Below are 21,005 nucleotides of genomic sequence, written 5' to 3'. Positions count from 1 at the left end.
ATCAAATCTTCGGGATCCTCCAGGCCGATGGACAGGCGCACGGTGCCGGCGGTGATGCCGGCCTGGCGCAGCGCCTGCTCGTCCATGCGGTAGTGGGTGGTGGTCGCGGGATGAATGACGAGCGACTTGGCGTCGCCCACGTTGGCCAGATGCGAGAAGAGCCTGAGCGACTCGATGAAGCGGCGGCCGGCTTCCCGGCCACCTTTCAGCTCGAAGCTGAACACCGCCCCGCAACCCTTCGGCAGCAGCTTCTTCGCCAGTTGGTGATCGGGATGGGAGGGCAGCTCCGGATGCACTACGTCTGCCACCGCTTCGTGCTCGGCCAGGAATTGGACGATCTTGCGCGTGTTGTCCACGTGGCGCTGCATGCGCAGCCCCAGAGTCTCGATGCCCTGCAGGATCTGAAAGGCGTTCATCGGGCTCATGCAGGCACCGAAATCCCGGATGCCCTCGCGTCGCGCGCGCAGCAGGAACGCCGCGGCGGTCGACTCTTCGGTGAATACCATGCCGTGGAAGCCTTCGTACGGTTCGGTGAGCGTGGGAAACTTGCCGGACTTCTCCCAGTCGAATGTGCCCCCATCGACCAGCAGGCCGCCGATCGCCACGCCATGGCCGCCCAGAAACTTGGTCGCGGAATGAAAGATCAGATCGGCGCCGAGGTCGAACGGTCGCATCAGATAGGGCGTGGTGAACGTCGAATCCACCAGCAGCGGCAGCCCGGCGTCGTGGGCGACCTCGGCGACGCGGGGCACATCCAGAACGTCCAGACCCGGATTGCCCAGCGTCTCGCCGAAGATGAGCCGGGTGTTCGGCCGGATGGCCTTGCGGAACGCATCGATGTCCCGCGGATCGACGAACGTCGTCTCGATGCCGAAGCGGGGCAGGGTGTAGCGCAGCAGGTTGTGCGAGCCTCCGTACAACGAACGCGACGCCACGATGTGGGAGCCCGTGTTCATGAGCGTGGCCACAGCGAGGTGCATCGCCGCCTGGCCGCTGGCGGTGGCGATCGCGCCGACGCCGCCTTCCAGCGCCGCGATGCGCTCCTCCAGCGCCGAGCAGGTGGGGTTCGAGATGCGGCTGTACACATGGCCGGCCCGCTCCATGTTGAAGAGCGACGCCGCCTGCTCCGTGTCTCGAAAGACGTAGGAAGTGGTGAAGTAGATCGGCTGCGCGCGCGCGCCGAACTGCGGATCGGGTTGCTGGCCCGCGTGCAGGCTCAGCGTGTCGAACTGGTGGCTCTTCGGTCCCGGCATGGCGTCATCTCACTCAAGGAAACTCTCACCGCGCAGGGCGCAGTGCACGCCGAGGAAACGGAGAAGGGGTACATCGCAAACTCACCACAAAAAGCGCCAAGAACGCAAAGGGATTCTTCGAGTCACTGCTGTCTTGGTGGTTCGCTCTTGTCTCCGGTCGTTCCTCCGCGTCCACCGCGTCTTGCGCGGTGAGAGCTCGAGCTTTCAATAGAAAGCGCCGCGGGCGGCGATGGGCCAGATGGTTTCGACGACGCCATCGCGGTAACCCACGATCCAGTCGTAGAGATTCACCGTGGGATCGCAATGGCCCGGGATCAACCTGATCTTGTCGCCGAGTTTGAGCTTCGACCCGGGCGGTGTCTTCAGCACCCCGTGCTCGTCGCTCGCCTTGACGTATTCGGCGTCCTCGGCGGCGACCTGCGGCATTCCGGAGTCGAAGGCGAGCGCCTTCAAGCCAGCATCGACGATCGCGCGCTCCGGATTCGCACGGCTCATCACGGTGGTCCAGACGAACAGGCTTTGCTCGAAGAAGCGCATGGGCCGGCCGTCCTCGCCCAGGTTGCGGTTGTAGTCCGCGTCCATGAACACGTACGAGCCCGGCTGGATCTCGTTGTAGACGCCGCTTCTGGCTTCCAGGAGATAGGTCCCGGTCCCGGCGCCCGTGACGATCTCGCACTGCACGCCGTACTCGTGCAGCAGCTCCAGACAGGCGCGCACATACTGAACCGCTCGATCGATCAGGGCACGCCGTTCGGCGGGCGTCCGCGCGTGCTGCGCGGCGCCCTGGTAGGCATGCAGCCCGAGAAAGCGCAGGTTGTCGCAGGCCAGGATTCGATTGGCGAGCGCCAGGACCGGCGGGCCCGGGTCCACGCCACAGCGATTGGCTCCGACGTTGACTTCCACCAGCACGCCGAGCTGAACGCCGTGGCGGCCTGCCGCCTGGTCGAGCGCCTCGACGTTCTCGGCGTCGTCCACCAGCACGCTGATGTCCGCGCGGGTGGCCAGAGCGGCCAGACGCGCGAGCTTGGACGCTCCGACGATCTCGTTGCTCACCATGACGTTGCCCACGCCGCCGTCGACCATGGCCTCGGCCTCCGCGACCTTCTGGCAGCACACCCCGACCGCGCCTCGCGCGATCTGACGCCGCGCGATCTCCGGGCACTTGTGGGACTTGGCATGCGGCCGCACGCGCACCATGGCTCCGCGCAGCGACGCGTCGAGCCGGTCGAGATTGCGTTCGAAGGCGTCCAGATCGAGCAGCAAGGCCGGCGTGTCGACCTCCTGCAGGGGCATGCCCGGTTGCGCGGGCGGCGGAAGCGGCGGCATCGGCGGTGTCAGTCCTGTTCTGCGCGGTCCGCGCAACAGTCGCGCGGCATCGCGCTGACCCGCCTTCTCGATGCTGCAGTTGCGCGCCTACGGCGAAGCGCCGGACGATGCCAACGCACGCGACGGTCCAAACATGAATAGGGCAAGTACAAAGTCCGGGTCTAGAATGGCGCAGGTGAGCGGCTGCCGCATTGTAGTTTTCGTGCCGCGCATTGTCATCCGACACCGATGCACCTGATTCGAACCCTCGTCGTGCTTCTGCTGGTGGTGGTCCCGGCGGGCATGTACGCGGAGCAACCGCGCACCCCGCGCGAGGAAGCCCTGGCCGGCACGGCGGCCCGCGATGCCGTGCTGCGCCGCCAGGCCTACGCGGCGCTCGGTGAGGTGGGAATCGCCGACGACCTCCCGGTGCTTTATGCGGCGCTCTACGACGACGATCCCGCCGTTCGCAGGATCGCGGAGAACGCCATCTGGCAGATTTGGGGACGTTCGGGCGATCCCCAGGCGGATGAGCTCTACCGCATCGGTGTGAGGCAAATGCGGGAAGGTCTGTTGCGCTCGGCGCTGCGCACGTTCAGCCAGTTGATCGAGCACAATCCCGCCTTCACCGAGGCGTGGAACAAGCGCGCGACGGTCTACTTTCTTCTGGGGCAGGACGACCTGTCGATCGCCGACTGCGACGAGGTGCTCAAGCGCAACCCCCAGCACTTCGGCGCCCTGTCCGGTTATGGACAACTGATGTTGCGCAGGCGCCAGCCGGAAAGGGCGCTCGATTATTTCGAGCGGGCGCTCGCCGCCAATCCGAACATGGACGGCGTGCGCTCCACCGTCGAAATGCTGCGGCGCTATCTGATCGAGCGGCGCGGCCGCTTCATTTGATCGGCAGACGGGCCACTTTGCCGTTGCCGGCCTTGGGTACGGTGATCGTCAGGACGCCGTTGCGCAGTTCGGCGTGCGCCTTGGACGCTTCGACGCGCACCGGCAACGGGACCACGCGCTGAAAGCTGCCGTACGCGCGCTCCATCCTGTAGTACCAGTCGCCGATGTAGTCCCGATTGACGCGGCGCTCGCCACGCACATGGAGCGCGTGGTCGCGGACCAAGATCTCGAGGTCGTCTTTCTCCACCCCGGGTACCTCGAGCTGCACCACGAGCGCCTTGCCCTTGTCGATGACCTCGCCAGCCAGAAGACTCCAGGTGGGGAAACCTCCGGCACGGGCGGCATTGACGGGTACCGGCGAGGATGCGTCGCGCGCGCGGTTGAACTTGGTCAAGGCCTGGCCGGAACGGCCGATGAGTTCGCGCCATCCCTGGGCGACGCTGTCCCAGGCCCGGGACACGCCCCGGCTGAGTTCCGTGAGTGAGTGGATCATCTCAACCTCCTGATTATTCAAAGGAACAGGAATCTTTAAAATTAGATAGGGACCGGAGCCACCGGCTTCAAGCACCCTTGAAACCGTGCCAACAGACCCTAGCTTTACAGTGAGCAAGCGCGAGCTTGCCGTTTTAGGTTCTTTTGCCGAGCAAAGGAGGAAGCAAGGAGGAACTATGATGGCAAACATCGCCCGTTGGGATCCGATGGAAGACAGCCTGTTCGACATCTTCCCGGCGTTCTTCGGGACAGTCGCGCGTCGCGCGGGCGACACCTGGCCGCGCATGGATGTCGCGGAAACCCAGGACGCCTATCACATGAGCGTTGAACTGCCCGGCGTCAAGAAGGAGTCGATACAGGTCAGCGTCTACGACGATAATGTCAGCATCAATGCGGAAAACCGCGAAGAGAAGACCGCGGGAGAGGAGCCGAACTGGCTGGTGAAAGAGCGGACGTTCGGCAGGATTTCCCGCATGATCAACCTGCCTGAGCCGGTCGACGAAACTCAGGCGCAGGCCAAGCATGTGGATGGCGTCCTCTACCTGACGCTGCCGAAGAAGCGCTCCAGCGCGATGAAGCGGCTGACCATCCACTGATTTCTCCGCGGCTTCCGAAGCCCGCCTGCACGGCGGGCTTTTTTTGTCCTGGACCGGTGAGAAACATTCGCTTGCGCTCTGGCGTCCAAATGTCTGTGGGCTTCTGCGACCAGGTGCGGTGGAAGGACTTGCCTGCGTGTCCGGCCGGGAGCTTAATGGCAATCCGTTGCGGCATGTCCGAGCGGCGAGGAGGGGAAGCGTGATGCGCTATCGGCATCTTCCCGGGATGGCAGCCCTGCTGCTGGTCCTGGCCGGCTCGCAGCCTTCCATGGGCGCCGACTGGTCGCCGCTCTCCCGGGAGGAGGCGCTGCAGAAGCTCGGCAGCACCAGCGCGGCGGAGCGTCGTGCAGGCTTGGGCAGGCTGGCCGAGGTGGGCGTCTCGGACGACGTGCCGCTCATGCTGCAGAAGCTGTGGGACGAGGACGAAACCGTGCGCGGTATGGCCGAACAGGCGCTTTGGGGGCTTTGGCTGCGCGCGAACGATTCCACGCTCGATCCCATGTTCCAGGTCAGCATCGATCTCATTCGGCAACACAAGATCTCCGCGGCCATCGCCACGCTCAACGAAGTGATCACCGCCAAACCGGATTTCGCCGAGGCCTGGAACAAGCGCGGCGATGCCTACTCGATCGTCGGCGATTACGATCGCGCGCTCGCCGACTACCAGCACGCCCTGGAGCTCAATCCCTACCATTTCGGTGTCCTGCAGAGTTGCGGCGACATCTGGCTGGAGCGCCGCGATCTGCGCAAGGCGGCGCATTTCTTTCGCCGCGCGCTCGAGCTCAACCCCAACCTCTGGGACGTGGCGCTGACTCTGCGCGAACTGGAGCGGCGATTGGAAAACGACAAGATCTGAAGTTCAGAACGACGCAGCAAGACACCCAAGAAGACCGGAACATCGGCAGACGGTCGGAATGACCCGCGGGCGGAGGAGGTTCCGAGACGCGGCCTGCGCGTAACGCGCTGTTCTTTGCAGATACTTCCCGTTTCGCTCTTCCTGGTGCCTCGATGGTCAACCGTTGCCTGTAGTCCGCTTCTCCGGGAGCTGGATGCCCGAAAGCCGCTGATAGACCTTCACTACCGCCGAGTCGTCTTCGCCGCCCAGTCCTGCGCCGGCGGCGGCCAGGTAGAGCTGGTGCGCGGCGGCGGTGAGCGGCAGCGGGAAGGCCATCTTCCTGGCCGAATCGAGCACGATGCCAAGGTCCTTCACGAAGATGTTCACCGCAGACAGCGGCGTGTAGTCTCCCTCCAGGATATGCGGCACCCGGTTCTGGAACATCCAAGAGGAGCCCGCGCTGTTCGAGATCACCTCATACAGGACTCTGGGGTCGGCGCCGGCGCGAATGCCCAGGGCGATGGCCTCGCAGGCCGCGGCGATGTGTACGCCGGCCAGCAGCTGGTTGATCATTTTCACCTTCGATCCCATGCCGGGGGCCTCGCCCAGGCGATAGACCTTGGCGGCGATCGCTGAGAGTACCGCCTCGGCTTTCGCGAAGGCTTCCTTCGGACCGGAGGCCATGATGGACAGCTCACCCTTGGCGGCGCGCGCCGCGCCCCCCGAAACCGGCGCGTCGATCACGAACAGCCCCTTCGAGGCAAGCCGCTCGCCGAGATCGATGGCGAATTCGGGCGCGACCGTGGCGCTCGAAATCACTACGCTGCCCTCGGCGAGCGCATTGGCGGCGCCTTCCTTGCCGAACATCACCGTGCTGGTCTGGTCCGCGTTGACGACGAGGACGATCAGCACGCCGACTTGCGCCGCGAGCGCAGCCGGCGAAGCGTGGACGCGTCCGCCTTCCCTGGCGAAGGCCTCGAGGACCTCCGGCCGAACGTCGAAAGCGTGGGTCTGGAATCCCTTGCGCAGCAGTGTGCGGGCTACCCCCATTCCCATCGAGCCCAGCCCGATGACGCCCACCGCCTGTTTGTCTGCGGCCATGCCTGTTCTCCTCCGCGAATGTCTTTGTGCCGGCTTCCAGTGACGCTAGACTGCAACACAAGTGATCAGAAGCGTGCCAACCCCGGCTCTCAGGTGGCTGGTGTCATCGTGCTGCGCGGTGACGCTGGCGTCCTGCGTTTCGGGTCCGCATTATAGTCCCGTGAAACCGCATCACACTCCGAACGGCTTTCGCAACGTCTATCCGCATCCTCCGAAAGGAAGCTTCTGGAAATGGCAATGGGAGCGATGGCGCCACGGCGTGCCGGAGGACCCGCCCGGCGGCTACGGGTTCCCGGTCAGCAAGCCCGACGCCGCTTTCCTGAAGAACAACCGGCGCGAGTCGACGCTGACCTGGATCGGGCACGCCACGTTTCTGCTGCAACTGGGCGGCGTGAACATCCTGACCGATCCGCACCTGACCGAACGTGCCTCGCCGCTGTCCTTTGCCGGGCCGAAGCGCCACGTGCCACCGGCGCTCGATTTCGAGGCGCTGCCGCGCATCGATATCGTCGTCGTGTCGCACAGCCACTACGATCATCTGGATCGCGCGACCCTGCGGCGCCTCGCGAAGCAGGCGGGCGGTCCGCCGCGTTACTTCGTCGGTCTCGGGCTGAAACGCTGGGCGCAGTCCGCCGGGATCCCGAATGTCGACGAACTCGACTGGGGCGACAGCGTGGAGATGATGGCATTGAAGCTGCACTTCGTTCCGGTACAGCACTGGAGCATGCGCACGCCGTGGGACCGCAACCGCACCTTGTGGGGCGCCTGGGTCATCGAGCATCAGGGGCGGCGCTACTTCTTCGGTGGCGACTTCGGCTACTCGCAGGATCTGGCGGATGCCGCGGCGCGTTTCGGCGGATTCGACCTGGCCCTGATTCCGATCGGTGCGTACGAGCCGCGCTGGTTCATGAAGACCAACCATGTCAATCCCGAAGAGGCGGTGCAGGCGCATCTCGATCTGCGCGCGCGCTATTCGGTGGGCATGCACTGGGGGACCTTCCGGCTGACCGATGAGCTGCTGGACGAGCCGCCGGTGCGCCTTGCGCGAGCGCTGGCCGACGCCGGCGTGTCTGCCCAGCGGTTCTTTCTCATGCGCCACGGCGAGACGCGCCGGCTCGCCGAACTCTTTTCCGAGCATGCCGGTACGGATCGAAAACGACGGATCGGCGCCCGCTGAGGCCCGGAGCGTGGATTTCGCGCGCTTGGCACGCCGGATCAAGGCGTGGGGACGCGAGCTGGGCTTCGATCGGGTTGGCATCGCCGGCGTGGACTTGACGCGGGCCGAAGCGCGGCTGCTCGAATGGCTCGCGCGGGGATTCCATGGCGACATGGACTACATGGCCGCCCACGGGGCGCGCCGCGCGCGGCCGGCGGAGCTGATTCCGGGTACGGCGCGCGTGATCAGCGCGCGCATGGACTATCTGCCGGCACCGGCGCGTGATCCGGAAGAGGTGTTGAACGACCCCGAGTCGGCCTACGTGGCCCGTTATGCGCTCGGGCGCGACTATCACAAGGTTGTGCGCGCCCGGTTGCAGAAGCTCGCCGAACGGATCGGCCGTGAGGTTCCGGGCTTTTCCGCCCGTGTTTTCGCCGACAGCGCGCCGGTGATGGAAGTCGAGCTGGCCGTGCAGGCCGGTCTCGGATGGCGCGGCAAGCACACGCTGTTGCTGCACCGGGAGGCCGGATCGTGGTTCTTCCTGGGAGAGATCTACACCAACCTGCCGCTGCCAGTGGATGCCCCGGTGTCGGAGCACTGCGGCCGTTGCCGGCGCTGCCTGGAGATCTGCCCGACCCGGGCGATCGTCGCGCCTTACCAGCTTGATGCCCGCCGCTGCATTTCCTACCTGACCATCGAGCACAAGGGTTCCATCCCGGAGGCGCTGCGGCCGCTGATGGGGAACCGCATCTATGGCTGCGACGACTGTCAGCTCGTATGCCCCTGGAACCGTTTCGCGCGCAAGGCGCAGGTGCCGGACTTTGCGGTACGCAACGGCCTGGACGGCGCGAGCCTGGTCGAGCTGTTCCGATGGAGCGAAGAAGATTTCGAGCGCAGAATGGCAGGCAGCGCCATCCGCAGGATCGGCTTCGAACGCTGGCTGAGAAACCTCGCGGTCGCGCTGGGCAACGCGCCGACCAGCGCGGCCGTGGTGGCCGCGCTGCAATCCCGGCGCGAGCATCCGTCCGCGCTGGTGAGAGAGCACGTGGCCTGGGCGCTTTCCAGGCATGAGCGCTCGAGGCGGGGGTGAGAGGGAGAATGAGCATGCAGATCACGTCGAGCGTCTTTACGCACAACGGTCCGATTCCCAAGAAGTACACCTGCGACGGCGATGACGTCTCGCCGCCGCTTTCCTGGAGCGGATTGCCGAGCGGCACGAAGAGCCTGGTGCTGATCGTGGACGATCCCGACGCGCCGGACCCGAAGGCGCCGAAGATGACCTGGGTGCACTGGGTGCTCTACAACATTGCGCCGCACACCTCTTCGCTCGCCGAGGCAGTGAAACAACTGCCCGCCGGCACGCTGGAGGGCATCAACGACTGGGGGCGTACCGGTTACGGCGGACCATGCCCGCCGATCGGCCGGCATCGCTACTTCCACAAGCTCTACGCGCTGGATGCGCTGCTGCCCGATCTGAACAGGCCGCGCAAGGCCGACCTCGAACGGGCCATGAAAGGCCATGTGCTCGCCGAAGCCGTCCTCATCGGTACCTATCAACGCGGCCAAAAATCCTGAGCGTTCGACGCAGAGGACGCGGAGTAAACCCAGAAAGGGAATGAGTTGGAAGCATCGCGGACGGCGGGGACTCAGTGAGGCATCGGGATCTTCGCGTGGACTTTTCTTGCACCCCGTGTGCTTTGTTTTTCCTCGGCGTCCCCCGCGCCCTCTGCGGTGAGAGTTTGGTTCAAGAATGCAACGCTGGCTGATCATCATCGGGATCGTCATTCTCGCCGCGGGGCTTCTGTGGCCCTTGCTTTCCAAGCTCGGCCTGGGGCGCCTGCCGGGCGACATCCGCATCGAGCGCGACGGGTTTCATTTCTATTTCCCGATCACCACCGGACTGATCGTCTCCATCGTTCTGAGCATCCTCTTCTGGCTGTTCAGAAAGTAGAAACGGCCGGGTGCTAGAATCGCCCGGCCGCAATCAACAAGCAAAGGAGGAGGAAGCGATGAAGCGCCTGTTGCAAGCATTGTTCACCGTCCTTTTCGCCGTGTCTGCGCAGTACGTGGCGGCCCAGAAGCCTGAAGACGCAATCAAGTATCGCAGGGGCGTCATGGCGGTCATCGGCTGGAACTTCGGTTCGATGGGCGCGATGGCCAAGGGCGACAAGCCCTACGACGCCGCCGCGTTCGCGCGCAACGCCGAGATCGTCGCCTTCATGAGCAAGCTCCCGCTGGAGGGTTTCACCCCCGGTTCCGAGAAGGGCGATACCAAGGCCAAGCCGGAAATCTGGCTGGAGATGGACGACTTCAAGGCCAAGCTGGAAAAGATGCAGGCGGAAGTCGCCAAGCTGGCGGACGTCGCAAAGGGCGGAGACCTGAACGCCTCCAAGGCGCAGCTCGGCGAAGCCGGCAAGGCCTGCAAGGCCTGTCACGACAAGTACAGGAGTAAGTGACCGGGGACAGGCGACGAAAGACAGCCAAAGAGGCACGGGTGAGGCGCCACGAAGCCGGCCTGCCGCTTTCGTTACGTGACCTCATCCCGTCCGGCGTCTTGGCCGTTCGTCACCTGGCACGCGTCGCGCGTTGACTCATGGACGATCTTCAATCCAGCCGCACCACGCTCGAGCGCTACCCTGCGCGCGGTCATTACGATTTCCACACGATCAGCGCGATCCTCGACGAGGGGTTCGTCTGTCACGTCGGTTTCGTCGCCAACGGACAGCCTTACGTGATTCCGACCGGCTACGGGCGCAGCGGCCGCACCCTGTACTTCCACGGTTCGGCGGCGAGCCGCATGCTCAAGGCGACCGGCGCGGGCATTCCCGTGTGTGTCACCGTCACCCTGGTCGATGGACTGGTGGTGGCGCGCTCGGCGTTCAACTCCTCGATGAACTACCGCTCGGTGGTCCTGCTCGGCACTGCCGAGCCGGTACCGGCGGAGCGCAAGCCCGCCGCGTTGAAGGTGATTTCGGATCACATTCTGCCGGGCGGCTGGGAAGCGTTCCGCCCGGTCAAGGCGTCGGAGCTGGCGCAGACCACCGTGCTGGCGCTGGAGATCGTCGAAGCCTCGGCCAAGGTTCGCGACGGGCCGCCGCACGACGATGCACAGGACTATGCCTTGCCGATCTGGGCGGGCGTGATCGAATTTCCTGCGGGGTCGCCCCGGATCGTCCCCGACCCGAGGCTCGAGCCCGGAATCTCCACCCCGGGCTACGTCTCCGGCTATCGCCGGCGTGCATTCGCAGTTCGCTTTTCGACTTAGAGATTGACGAGGCCAAAGACGGCCAGCCCCGAGAGCGCTAGCAGCGCCACCGCCTTTGCGGCGATCGCGGCCTCAGATGGCGGGTCCTCGACCGGCTCGATCCAGTCCTTGCGGCCGGTGATCATCGGCCGGATCAGATTCTCTTTCCGTCCCACCAGGTAGTAGAGGACGGCCGCGACATGCACGACGACGAGCGCGACCAGCACCGCAGCGTTGATCTCGTGGATCGCCGTGAGCAGGCTCGCGGTATCGTCGGTAACGTATTTCTCCAGCGGGCCGGTGGTCATGATCTCGTCGTCCGCGAACAGGCCGGTCCCGGTCTGCACGAGCAGCGAAGCCAGCATCAGCATCACCGACCAGCCGCCCAGCGGGTTGTGTCCGGGATAGGCGCGGTGCCCGCCGGCGAGCAGTACGCGGGCGTACTCGACCACTGCGCGCGGGCCGCGCACGAAGTCGGCGAAGCGCGCGTGACGGGTACCCAGGACGCCCCAGGCGAGGCGAAACAGCACCAGCGTCAGGATCGCGTATCCGCCGAGCTTGTGATACTCCATCGCATTGCCGCCGATGCTGGCGGTGACGATCTGAGAGATCAGCAGCAGCACCAGCGCCCAGTGAAACAGCCGCACCGGCAGGTCCCACACCTGCGCCCGGCGGTCGGCCCGGGGATTGCTGTCGGAACTCGCCATCGGTTTACGCCCCGAGTTTGTCGGCCAGATCGAGGAAGTCGGTCGCGTTGACGTCGAACGACGGGTCCGGCGCGACATCGACGGCGACGCGCGGACCTTTCTCGCGTGGCCGCGCGACGAACGCGGCGCGCAACCCGGCCTGCCGCGCCGCGCGCAGGTCGTCCTTGTGCGCGGCCACCAGCATGACTTCCTGCGGCGGCAAGCCAAGCAAGTGCGCAGCGCCCTGATAGACCTCGAGGTCCGGCTTGTAGTGACGGAACAGCTCGGCGGAAAGAATGCAGTCCCACGGCAGGCCGGCGTGCTTCGCCATGTTGGTGAGCAGCGCGACGTTGCCGTTCGACAAGGTAGCGATCAAGAACTTCCTTTTCAGGCGCTTGAGGCCCCGCACCGCGTCCGGCCAGGGCTTCAGCCGATGCCACGCGCGGTTGAAATGATCCTTCTCCGAATCGCTCAACGAATCGATGCCGAAACGGACCAGCAGCTCGTCCAGGATGAGTCGATGCAACGCGTCGATATTCATCCACGGCAGCTCGCCGTGGCGCACGCGGTCCATGGCCGGCTGGTAGCCCGCGCGCCAGTCGTCTGCGAACCTGCTCCAGTTCACCCGCAGACCCCTGGCGCGGCCGAGCGCGCGGCCTTCCCGGATGATGCCCGCGCGCCAGTCGACGACCGTGCCGAACACGTCGAATAGCAGCGCGCGAACCGGGGACGTGCCGGGCGGCGTCATGGGCGGGCATTATAGGCAAGCGCCGCCGGATCGAGAAAAAGCCCGCCCGAATCCCGGGCGGGCCCGAGGTGGCACGCTTGCCGGTTAGCTGCGCGGCGCCCTGGCCAGCCGGTACCTCATGCCGACCCAGAACGCGCGTGGCGCCCCGGGCGCGAAGAAGGTCTCGCGGGTCCAGTTGTCCGAGTTGGTCTGGAACACACCGCCGGCGTCGAACGGATTCTCGGCCAGTATCGCGGCGGTCGAGTATTCCCTGTCGAACACGTTGTCGATGCGCCCGAAGAACTCCAGTTGTTCACCGAAGCGATAGCGGGTCACCAGGTTCACGATCGCATAGGACGGAACCTTGCCGCTGCCCAGAAAGGTTCTGGTATCGCCGAGCAGGTCCGTGGCGTCGCCCGGTCGATGGCGGTTGTTCTCGTTGCCGTGCGCGTAGCTGTCGGAGAAGGCGATCAACGTGGCACCTAAGGACCACTTGTCCGTGACCCGGTAGTCGCCGGACAGGCGCAGCTGGTGCTCGGGAATGCCCGGGATCCTGTCGCCGGGCGAAACCAGGATCAGGTCATCGCCGGTGCCCGCACCGACGTCGGTGCACACCGGGGAGGTGCCGCGGCTGCTGTTGTTCTCGGAGAGCAGGCAGGCGGAGGACTCGAAGGTCGCGTCGACATAACTGTAGTTCAAGTTCCAGCGCAATTTCCCGCCGGTTGCGCCGGAAAGGCCGAGTTCCATACCCTGTCGCTGCGTCTTGCCGAAGTTGGCGAAGAAGCCGGCGCTGGTGCTCGTGCCCACGAACAGGATGTCGTCGCGGTTCACGGTGCGGAAGGCCCCGGCGTTCCAGGCCACGCGCTGCGCCACCCGGCCACGTGCACCGAACTCGATGGTGCGCGCGACGACCTGCTCCAGAAACGGATCCGAGGCCAGCCCCGCCGGCAGCGTGCACGGGTTGTTGGGATCGGCACAGCCCAGCTCGATCGGGCTGGGTGCGCGGTTGCCCTGATTCCAGCCTGCATAAGTGGTCAGCGCAGGGTTGACCGCATAGGTGAATCCGATCGCCGGATTGAACTTCGAATAGCTGTGATCGCCGTCCAGGTTCGGCGGGGTCGGATCGAAGAGGTCGGTAGTCTTTACGTTGGTGCGGTTGAATCGCCCCGAGATGGTCGCTGCGAGGCGTTCGGTCACCCGATAGGTGTCGGTGAAGTAAACGCTGCTCGTGACGCTCTTGCCTTCCAGGATGTTCTCGATTTCCTCGGCGTCCTGCTCGAGCACGCTGCGGTCGGCGTTGAAGATGCCTACCTGGCTCGACGACCGGAAGTCCGATTTGCTGCGGTCATGGGTAACACCGATGGCGAGCTGATTGCGCTCCAGCCCCCAGGTCAATTGCAGTCCGATCCCGATGCTGCTCTGATCGGTCTGGCTGCGATTGCTCACCGCCGTCTCCTGATTGAAGCCCAGACCGCCATTGGCACCGGCGGCGCCATCCAGGGCGGGATCTTCCTCGAAGTCGTCGTTGACATCACCGTTGAGTGTCTTCGCGTCGTTGCTCCGGTGGTACACCAGGCCGGAGACCAGCCACTGCGAGTCGAGCCAGTGGCTGCCGGTGAGGTTCACCATCGTCATTTTGTTCCGGGTGTTGTCCGGATAGGTGAAGATCTGGTCGCGGCGCTGTTCGAGCATGCGCTCCGGCAGCACGCCGTTGCCGGTCAGATCGGTATCGGCGTGGGTGAACGCGAGGTCGAAGTCGGTTTCGCCGTTCTCCCAGCCGACTTTGGCGAAGGCCTGCCGCACCTCGGAGGGGGAGAAGTCGCGCCAACCATCCTCGTCGAACCAGTTGCCGGCGATGAAGTAGTCGGCGCGCTCGCCGTAGCCGCCCCAGGCGACCGCGGCCTGCTTGCGGCCCCAGGAGCCGCCGGAGGCCTCGGCCTCGAGCCCGGGATAGTAGACACCGCTCTTGGTGCGAATGTCGATGGCACCACCCAGGGTGTTGAGACCGAACACGGGGTTCGAGCCAGGCACCAGCGTCATGGTGGAGATCGCGTTCCGGGGGATCAAGTCGTAGTTGACGATGTCGCCGAACGGCTCGTTGATGCGCACGCCGTCCTGGAACACCGACAGCCCCTGCGGCGAACCGAGCAGTGGCGAAGAGAGAAAGCCGCGGTAAGTCAGGTTCGGCTGGAAGGGATTGTTCTGGATGTGCTGCACGAAGACCGACGGCATGGACTGTTCCATGAAGTCCGGCAGATTGAGTACCTGTTGTTCGCGCATCGTGTCGGCCGTGACCACTTGCACGTTGGCAGGCACCTGCTCCCGCGGTGTGCCCAACCCGGGTACGGGCGTCGTGCCGACGACCTCCACGGTGGGCGCCTCGAGGCTCGGAGTGCGGCTCTCCTGCGCATGGGCGAGTGCGGCATTCAGAGCGAGAGACAGCGCGGCGAATGATGCTGGTGCGGTCCGGCGACGGATCGAGGACATTGAGTGTTCCTTCTGGTTATTGATGCGAACGACCAGGGCGCGACCCCCCGGGGCCACGGCTGCGCGGTGGCGCGACGAGCGCAGAACTCTAAGTGCGCCAGCCCTGTGGAGTTGAGGGGGAGTTGTCCCGATGAACCTCGGGAAAGGCTCCCGACGTTTCCCCGGTCGATTGACCGGAGCGCAGAGAGCGCGCGGCGAGCGCGATCACGCCGAGCAGGCACAGCAGATAGGCGAACGCGAGCGGCAGCACGAGGCGCAGGATTGCCGTCGCGAACCAGGACTGGGATTCCATCTTCGATGCGGGTTCAGTACAGCCGGCGAACCGTCTTCAGGCTATCGCTGCCACAGACCTCCCCGGTAGCGGACGGCTTCCCGCGCCGGGCCGGAAGCGCTCCTCGCGCGAACGGGAGATTTGGAGGGAGAATCGGTCTTTCGAAAGAACCTCCGGAGCCCGGGAATTTTTCCCTTGTTGCTCCGGGACGCGTGCGCTATACCTCCGGCCGGGGCCGATTTCCATGACAACCATCGCTCAATCCTTCGAGAGTCCGATCGCCGACACGCTGCGCCCGTCGGTGCGCCGCGACCTGTTCGTCGTTTTCGCGGTCGCGGTTGCGACGTTCGCACTCGCCAGCCTGCTGGAGCTCAACGAGCGGGTACTTGCCGTGACCCGACCGCTGGAGCCCTACCAGATCGACGAGTTGCCGATCACGTTCCTGGCGATGATCGTCGCGCTGGCATGGTTCTCGTGGCGCCGTTCGCGGCAGATGCTCGAGCAGGCCAACTTGCGCATCCAGGCGCAGCAGGCGCTGATCCAGCGCGAGCAGCAGTACCGGCTGCTCTTCATGGAGAATCTTTCCGGCAACGTGTTGATGGACCCGTCGGGCCGTATCCTGCTGTCCAATCCGGCCGCCGCACGACTGTTCAACGTCGAGGGGCCGGAAGCGCTGCAAGGCCGTTCGATCGGGGAGTTCTATGCCGATGCCGGCGAATGGCGCGCGCACCGCGCGCGGCTGCTGGAGGGGGACAAGATCGAGCTGCCGACGCTGCAGCTCAGGCGGCAGGACGGCTCGGACCTGCGCGTGGTGGCCACGCTGTGCAGGGCGCCGTACGTGGGAGGCGACTCGGAGCTGCATTTGTACATGACCGACATCACCGAACTCACGCGCGTGCAACACGATCTGGCCGAAGCGCTGCGGGAAAACCGGCTGCTCTCGCAGCGCTACCTGCAGGCGCAGGAAGACGAGCGGCGCGAGCTGGCGCGCGAGCTGCACGACGAGCTGGGGCAGAGCCTCAATGCGATCAAGGTCGACGCCGTGGCGATTCGGGATCAGAGCGAAGCGCTGCCCGACATCCGTCGCGGCGCGCAGGCGATCATCGATCTCTCGAGCCACGTCTACGACACCGTGCGTAGCCTCACGCGGCAGTTGCGGCCGGTGGCGCTGGACGAACTGGGCCTGGTGCCCGCTGTCCAGTATGCCGTCGACCAGTGGCAGCGGCGCCATGCCGGCGTGCGCTGCGAGTTCCGTGCCGAAGGCGAGCTGCAGGGTCTGGACGAGCGCGTCAACATCACGGTGTACCGCCTGATCCAGGAGTGCCTGACCAACGTCGCGAAGCACGCACAGGCCGCGCGGGTGAGGATCGCGATCGGGCGCGCGGCCGGGCGGGACGTGCTCTCGGTGAGCTTTTCCGACGACGGCCGGGGCTTCGAGCCCGGTTCGCGCGGGCAGGGATTGGGGCTGATCGGATTGCGCGAGCGGGTGGAGGCGCTGGGCGGCCGTTTCGAGCTTGACGCGGCACCGGGCAAGGGTGTCAGAATCGACGTGACGATTCCGGTTGGAGCAAGGCGATGACGGAAACGAGAAAGACGGTGCGCGTGGCGCTGATCGACGATCACGCGGTGGTGCGCGAAGGCTATCGCCGGCTGCTGGAGCGCACCGACGACATCGAGGTGATCGCCGAAGCCGGCACCGGCGAGGAAGCCTACCGCCTGATCTGCGACTCGAAGCCGGACGTGGCGGTGCTGGACATCAGTCTGCCGGGGCTGAGCGGCATCGAAGTCGTGCGGCGCGTGATCGCGCGCGCGCCGGAGCAGAAGATCCTCGTGTTCAGCATGCACGAGGACACCGTGTTCTCTTCGCGCGCACTGCAGGCCGGGGCGCGCGGCTATGTGACCAAGTCCGCCGCGCCGGAAGTGCTGGTGGAAGCGGTGAGGCTGGTCGCCAGCGGAAAGCTCTACATCAGCCACGAGATGGCGCAGGAACTGGCCGTGCAAATGCTGCCCGGCAAGGAGAAGCCGATCGACGCGCTGTCGGCCAGGGAGTTCGAGGTGTTCCGCCTGCTCGTGGCGGGTCACTCGCTGCAGGAAATCTCGAAGATCCTCTGCCTGTCCTACAAGACCGTGGCGAATCACCAGTCGAGCATCCGGCAGAAGCTCGACGTCAGCAATACAGCGCAGGTGGTGCGCATCGCGCTCAATCACGGTCTGATCTCCAGCGCGCCGGCCGCCGAAGAATCCGCTACGGTCGGCGAATAGAGCGGCGGTCCGCGCTCGCCGCTTGCCTTGGCGCACACGCCCTTCGAATCGGAGCGGCGAATGAAACTGTCCGAGTTCGAGGCTTCTCTCGGTGCGTCGGAGCCGCCGAAATCGCTGCCTACCGTGCTGCGGGCGCTCTGGCTCGATGCGCGCGGCCGCTGGGACAAGGCGCACGAGGCGGTGCAGAACGAAAGCGGCGCGCCGGCCGCGTGGGTCCACGCCTATCTGCACCGCAAGGAAGGCGATCTCGGCAACGCCCGCTACTGGTACCGGCGCGCGGGCCGCCCGATGCCGCAAGGCCCGCTGGAAGACGAGTGGCGCGCCATCGCGGCGACTTTTCTCGAAGGGGAGGAAGAAGACTGAGCTAATCCCGTACGGCTACGTAGTATTTCGGGTCAACAAAGGGAATTCTTCCCTGGCGCCGCCTCCCCCTCGTGCATAAGCTTGGGGGCGATGGGATGACAACCATCACCTCTCGAACTCACTGTTTGGTCGTGGCTTGCGGCCGATCCCCCTTCGGCCGTTCTTTTTTGGGCGTTGCTGGCTGCCGAGCCTGACCGGCGCACCCCAGCCTTCCGACCGCGCCTCGGTTAGAATTTCATCGCTGGTTTCATCGTTTGCGCCCAAAGCCGAGTAGAGCCCGGCGTCCCGAGGAGAGTTGCGATCATGGCAAGGCAATCCGTCAAGAAAGACCCGTCCAGACTGCGTTCGCGCAAGTGGTTCGACAACCCCGACAACCCCGGCATGACCGCGCTGTATCTCGAGCGCTACATGAACTGGGGCTTGAAGCGCGAGGAACTGCAGGCCGGCAAGCCGATCATCGGCATCGCGCAGTCCGGCTCCGATCTCTCGCCCTGCAACCGCCATCACCTCGTGCTGGCGGAGCGGGTGCGCGAGGGCATCCGCGAAGCCGGAGGCATCGCCTTCGAGTTTCCGGTTCACCCCATTCAGGAGACCGGCAAACGGCCCAGCGCCACCTTGGATCGCAATCTCTGCTACCTGGGGCTGGTGGAGTTGCTGTACGGCTATTTCATCGACGGCGTGGTGCTGACCACCGGCTGCGACAAGACCACCCCGGCCCAGATCATGGCGGCCGCCACCGTGGACATTCCCGCCATCGTGCTCTCCGGCGGGCCGATGCTCAACGGCTGGTTCCGCGGCGAGCGCACCGGCTCCGGGACCATCGTCTGGAAGGCGCGCCAGATGCTGGCGGCTGGCGAGATCAATTACGAGCAGTTCATCGAGCTGATCGCGTCATCCGCGCCCTCGGTGGGCCACTGCAACACCATGGGCACCGCCACGACCATGAATTCCATGGCGGAGGCACTCGGCATGTCGTTGCCGGGCTGTGCCGCCATCCCGGCGCCCCACAAGGAGCGCGCGGCGATCGCCTACGAGACCGGCAGGCGCATCGTCGAGATGGTATGGGAAGACCTGCGTCCCTCGAAGATCCTCACCCGCGAAGCGTTCGAGAACGCGATCGTGGTCAACTCCGCCATTGGCGGCTCGACCAACGCGCCGATCCACCTCAACGCCATCGCGCGCCACATCGGGGTGAAGCTCGACAACGACGACTGGGAGAGAATCGGTTACGAGATTCCGCTGCTGGTGAACCTGCAGCCGGCGGGCGAGTATCTCGGCGAGGAATTCCATCGGGCCGGCGGCGTGCCCGCGGTGGTGAGCGAGCTGATCAAGGCCGGCAAGATCCGCAAGAGCGCGCTCACCGTCAACGGCAGGACGCTGTACGACAATTGCCGCAAGGCAAAAATCCTGGACGAGAAGGTGATCCGCCCGTACGACAAGCCGCTCAAGCAAAAGGCCGGCTTCCTCAATCTGAAAGGCAACCTTTTCGACAGCGCGATCATGAAGACCAGCGTGATCTCGGAAGAGTTCAGGAGGCGCTACCTGTCCAACCCGAAAGACCCGAACGCCTTCGAGGGCCGGGCCATCGTGTTCGAAGGCCCCGAGGACTACCACCACCGGATCGACGATCCGAAGCTCAAGATCGACGAGAACTGCATTCTCTTCATCCGTGGCTGCGGCCCCATCGGTTACCCGGGTGCGGCCGAAGTGGTGAACATGCAGCCGCCCGCGGCGCTCATCAAGGCTGGCACGCACGAGCTGCCGTGCGTGGGCGACGGCCGGCAGTCGGGTACCTCGGGTTCGCCATCGATCCTGAATGCTTCGCCGGAGGCGGCGACCGGTGGCGGCCTTGCGCTGCTCAAGACGGGAGACCGCGTGCGCATCGACCTGAACAAGCGCACCGCGAACATCCTGATCAGCGACGAGGAGCTGGAACGGCGGCGCAAGGCGCTGGACAAGCAGGGCGGCTTCAAGATTCCGGAGAGCCAGACACCCTGGCAGGAGATCCAGCGCTCCATGGTCGACGAACTGGCCAACGGCATGGTGCTCAAGCCGGCGGTCAAGTATCAGCGCATCGACAAGACCAAGGGCATTCCTCGGGACAACCACTGAGACACGGGGAGGGGCGACGGAGTGAAGGACGAGACGTGAAGCGGAAGACGAGCAAAGCGCAATGCCGGTGGCTGCCCGCCTTCCACTCATTCTCTCCTTCGCGCATTTTTTGCGATGGATCCGAAAGGAGAAAGGACATGCGAGCTGCACTGTTTCTGTCAATGGCAGCATGCGTAGCCGGCTTGGCCGGCGCGGCCCGCGCGGCGGATGCCGAAGCGGGCCGCGCGCTCGCCGCACCCTGTACCGCCTGTCACGGGCAGAACGGCGTGAGCGTGAGCCCGACGATTCCGAATCTCGCCGCGCAGAAGCCGGCTTACATGATCAACCAGCTCAAGGCCTTCCGGGCCGGTGCGCGCAAGAACGAGCTGATGAACGCCATCGCGGCGCAACTGAACGACCAGCAGATCGAGAACCTCGCGGCGTTCTGGAGCAGCCTGCCGGGTGCCACGAGCGCCGCCAACTCCCCGATCCCGCCGCACATCGAGCGCACCCGCGTGAAGTTTCCCGAGAACTATCAGCGCGACTTCGTGCACTACCACACGATCAGCTTCCCGGACCGCGGCCAGGTGCGCAAGTACTACGCCAACCGGCTGGCGATCGAGGCTGCGCGCGAGGGCCGGCCGATGCCGGACGGCGCGTACTTCTTCGTCGAGGTGTTCAGCGCCAGGCTGGACGACCAGAAGAAACCGATCAAGGGGCCGGACGGAAATTTCGTGGAGGACAAGCTGCTTTTCTACACCGCGATGGAGACGCAGCCCGGCTGGGGCAACGATTTCCCGGATCTGCTGCGCAACGGCGACTGGAACTACGCGGTGTTTCTCGTTGACAAGACCGTGCGCCCCGCCGTGAACCAGGCGGAGTGCCTCGCCTGTCACAAGCCGATGTCCAAGGACAGCTACGTCTTCACTCTGAAGACCTTGCAGGCCAAAGCCCAGGCGATGCGGTAGCCTCGCGCCACATCGACAGACCTCGACGCAGAGGCGCAGAGTGGCTGGGGATGCAGCGCGAGGCGCGGGCAGCGAGACCATTGGCCAGAGCCAAGGACCCGAGCCGCAACGACGCGATGCGCCCCAAGTGACCCCGCCCCGAAGGGTTGCGACGAGAAGCGGCCGTCTGCGTCGTTGGCGCGCTCGGCCGTAGGCCCAGCTACTGTCCTTCGCGCGCCGCCTCGCATCCGACCGCTTCTCGTCGCAACGCGACCGTCGGGGGGTTTTG

At 65.3% G+C, this 21,005-nt stretch carries 21 protein-coding genes and 1 pseudogene; 14 read left to right on the top strand and 8 right to left on the bottom strand.

Annotation, left to right across the window (positions count from 1 at the left end):
• Together VNM24_14740 and VNM24_14735 are read right to left on the bottom strand one after the other, a co-directional pair.
• Window positions 1-1,253, bottom strand: a 1,253-nt coding sequence (locus tag VNM24_14740; protein HWQ39836.1) for an O-acetylhomoserine aminocarboxypropyltransferase, incomplete at its 3' end; no start/stop codon positions are given.
• 204 nt (window positions 1,254-1,457) lie between these two features.
• Window positions 1,458-2,579, bottom strand: a complete 1,122-nt coding sequence (locus VNM24_14735; GenBank protein HWQ39835.1) for a DSD1 family PLP-dependent enzyme — start codon at window positions 2,577-2,579, stop codon at window positions 1,458-1,460.
• Between the two features lie 228 nt (window positions 2,580-2,807).
• On the opposite strand from VNM24_14735, the gene VNM24_14730 reads away from it, so the two are divergent.
• Complete coding sequence (locus VNM24_14730) at window positions 2,808-3,458, top strand: tetratricopeptide repeat protein (protein HWQ39834.1); 651 nt, start codon at window positions 2,808-2,810, stop codon at window positions 3,456-3,458.
• Here the strand turns inward: VNM24_14730 and VNM24_14725 are convergent.
• On the bottom strand, window positions 3,451-3,951 hold the full coding sequence (locus VNM24_14725) for an Hsp20/alpha crystallin family protein (protein ID HWQ39833.1): 501 nt from the start codon (window positions 3,949-3,951) through the stop codon (window positions 3,451-3,453). The genes VNM24_14730 and VNM24_14725 overlap by 8 nt on opposite strands.
• Window positions 3,952-4,060: 109 nt before the next feature.
• Between VNM24_14725 and VNM24_14720 the strand changes: the two genes are divergently transcribed.
• Both VNM24_14720 and VNM24_14715 read left to right on the top strand, forming a co-directional pair.
• On the top strand, window positions 4,061-4,546 hold the full coding sequence (locus tag VNM24_14720; protein ID HWQ39832.1) for an Hsp20/alpha crystallin family protein: 486 nt from the start codon (window positions 4,061-4,063) through the stop codon (window positions 4,544-4,546).
• A 202-nt stretch (window positions 4,547-4,748) separates the two neighbouring features.
• Complete coding sequence (locus VNM24_14715) at window positions 4,749-5,402, top strand: tetratricopeptide repeat protein (GenBank protein ID HWQ39831.1); 654 nt, start codon at window positions 4,749-4,751, stop codon at window positions 5,400-5,402.
• 156 nt (window positions 5,403-5,558) lie between these two features.
• On the opposite strand, the pseudogene ltnD reads toward VNM24_14715, so the two are convergent.
• Window positions 5,559-6,500: pseudogene (ltnD, locus tag VNM24_14710) on the bottom strand (L-threonate dehydrogenase).
• 142 nt (window positions 6,501-6,642) lie between these two features.
• Here ltnD and VNM24_14705 point away from each other — a divergent pair.
• From VNM24_14705 to VNM24_14680, 6 genes are all read left to right on the top strand, one after another.
• Window positions 6,643-7,659 (top strand): MBL fold metallo-hydrolase, encoded by a 1,017-nt coding sequence (locus VNM24_14705; protein HWQ39830.1) that lies wholly within the window; start codon window positions 6,643-6,645, stop codon window positions 7,657-7,659.
• Complete coding sequence (gene queG, locus VNM24_14700; GenBank protein HWQ39829.1) at window positions 7,619-8,728, top strand: tRNA epoxyqueuosine(34) reductase QueG; 1,110 nt, start codon at window positions 7,619-7,621, stop codon at window positions 8,726-8,728. The genes VNM24_14705 and queG overlap by 41 nt, the downstream gene beginning before the upstream one ends.
• 14 nt (window positions 8,729-8,742) lie before the next feature.
• A complete protein-coding gene (locus VNM24_14695) occupies window positions 8,743-9,213 on the top strand; it encodes a YbhB/YbcL family Raf kinase inhibitor-like protein (protein HWQ39828.1) in 471 nt (156 codons plus the stop codon).
• 175 nt (window positions 9,214-9,388) lie between these two features.
• The gene (locus VNM24_14690) at window positions 9,389-9,589 is read left to right on the top strand and encodes a DUF2905 domain-containing protein (protein HWQ39827.1); all 201 of its coding nucleotides are present in this window, start codon (window positions 9,389-9,391) and stop codon (window positions 9,587-9,589) included.
• Window positions 9,590-9,647: 58 nt separating this feature from the next.
• Complete coding sequence (locus VNM24_14685) at window positions 9,648-10,094, top strand: cytochrome c (protein HWQ39826.1); 447 nt, start codon at window positions 9,648-9,650, stop codon at window positions 10,092-10,094.
• A gap of 137 nt (window positions 10,095-10,231) precedes the next feature.
• On the top strand, window positions 10,232-10,903 hold the full coding sequence (locus tag VNM24_14680) for a pyridoxamine 5'-phosphate oxidase family protein (protein ID HWQ39825.1): 672 nt from the start codon (window positions 10,232-10,234) through the stop codon (window positions 10,901-10,903).
• Here VNM24_14680 and VNM24_14675 read toward each other — a convergent pair.
• The 4 genes from VNM24_14675 to VNM24_14660 form a co-directional block, all read right to left on the bottom strand.
• On the bottom strand, window positions 10,900-11,589 hold the full coding sequence (locus VNM24_14675) for a cytochrome b/b6 domain-containing protein (GenBank protein ID HWQ39824.1): 690 nt from the start codon (window positions 11,587-11,589) through the stop codon (window positions 10,900-10,902). The two genes, VNM24_14680 and VNM24_14675, sit on opposite strands and share 4 nt — an antisense overlap.
• Before the next feature lie 4 nt (window positions 11,590-11,593).
• On the bottom strand, window positions 11,594-12,316 hold the full coding sequence (locus tag VNM24_14670; GenBank protein HWQ39823.1) for a haloacid dehalogenase type II: 723 nt from the start codon (window positions 12,314-12,316) through the stop codon (window positions 11,594-11,596).
• Between the two features lie 84 nt (window positions 12,317-12,400).
• Entirely contained in the window at window positions 12,401-14,782 is a 2,382-nt protein-coding gene (locus VNM24_14665; GenBank protein ID HWQ39822.1) for a TonB-dependent receptor, read from the bottom strand.
• Between the two features lie 88 nt (window positions 14,783-14,870).
• A complete protein-coding gene (locus tag VNM24_14660; GenBank protein ID HWQ39821.1) occupies window positions 14,871-15,074 on the bottom strand; it encodes a hypothetical protein in 204 nt (67 codons plus the stop codon).
• Window positions 15,075-15,297: 223 nt separating this feature from the next.
• Here VNM24_14660 and VNM24_14655 point away from each other — a divergent pair, with 223 nt between their 5' ends.
• The 5 genes from VNM24_14655 (at window position 15,298) to VNM24_14635 (ending at window position 20,737) form a co-directional block, all read left to right on the top strand.
• Entirely contained in the window at window positions 15,298-16,632 is a 1,335-nt protein-coding gene (locus VNM24_14655; GenBank protein HWQ39820.1) for a histidine kinase, read from the top strand.
• The gene (locus VNM24_14650; protein HWQ39819.1) at window positions 16,629-17,315 is read left to right on the top strand and encodes a response regulator transcription factor; all 687 of its coding nucleotides are present in this window, start codon (window positions 16,629-16,631) and stop codon (window positions 17,313-17,315) included. Before VNM24_14655 ends, VNM24_14650 begins: the two co-directional genes overlap by 4 nt.
• A 60-nt stretch (window positions 17,316-17,375) precedes the next feature.
• Window positions 17,376-17,678: a hypothetical protein gene (locus tag VNM24_14645; GenBank protein HWQ39818.1), complete on the top strand. Its 303-nt coding sequence runs from the start codon at window positions 17,376-17,378 to the stop codon at window positions 17,676-17,678.
• Between the two features lie 303 nt (window positions 17,679-17,981).
• The gene (locus tag VNM24_14640) at window positions 17,982-19,790 is read left to right on the top strand and encodes an IlvD/Edd family dehydratase (protein HWQ39817.1); all 1,809 of its coding nucleotides are present in this window, start codon (window positions 17,982-17,984) and stop codon (window positions 19,788-19,790) included.
• A gap of 137 nt (window positions 19,791-19,927) precedes the next feature.
• The gene (locus tag VNM24_14635; GenBank protein ID HWQ39816.1) at window positions 19,928-20,737 is read left to right on the top strand and encodes a cytochrome P460 family protein; all 810 of its coding nucleotides are present in this window, start codon (window positions 19,928-19,930) and stop codon (window positions 20,735-20,737) included.
• The last annotated feature ends 268 nt before the right edge of the window (window positions 20,738-21,005 follow it).

This window comes from Burkholderiales bacterium, assembly GCA_035560005.1.
Taxonomy (GTDB): domain Bacteria; phylum Pseudomonadota; class Gammaproteobacteria; order Burkholderiales; family Eutrophovitaceae; genus DASRFY01.
This window is presented reverse-complemented; position numbering and strand designations above follow the sequence as displayed.